The organism is Vibrio sp. 1402 (assembly GCF_033340275.1).
In genome coordinates this window covers 1-537 of sequence record NZ_JAWOWE010000632.1, presented here as the reverse complement: position 1 = coordinate 537, position 537 = coordinate 1, and the positions used below count along the sequence as shown (strand labels likewise).

Genomic DNA, 537 nt, shown 5'->3' with positions numbered 1-537 from the left:
GCTCTGGTGTGGCGGTAGATAAGACCACCGAAAAACGCACCTACATGAACATGTTTGGTATGGGGGTTGCGCTCGGCCTCGTCGGCAAGTTTTATCAGCAAGTGGTTTTGTTTGAAAGCAAACAAGACTTCGATACGTTCGTCAACGAAGGCTGGGAAGCGACCAGCGAAGCTTCAGCAGTTGCAGGCGAAGATGCCGAAGAGTTCTCTGCACAGTTCAACAGCGGCGTTGCCGTTTATCAGCTCAATTCAAAAGGCTTACTTATCGATGCGAATGTATCTGGTTCAAAATACTGGGTAAATGAAGAGCTCACCAACGCCCAGTAATTTACCTGCTCTGGTTGAAAACACTTCACAACAACGAATGGTTTCACAAGAATTGATAAAAATCTGAGCATTAAAAATCATAGAATTAACAATCGAGAACGCAAAACTGAGTACCTGAGCAACTTTTTAGGGGGAAGTCACGAGAAGATGGTGACTTCCCTTTCTCGTTGGATTGCTTTTGGTTATGCTTGCGCAAAATTAAATCATGTCA

At 44.3% G+C, this 537-nt stretch carries 1 pseudogene; it reads left to right on the top strand.

Annotated elements, in window-relative coordinates:
• Window positions 1-326: pseudogene (locus R7044_RS27655) on the top strand (hypothetical protein); the annotation flags it as partial.
• Window positions 327-537: the final 211 nt, after the last annotated feature.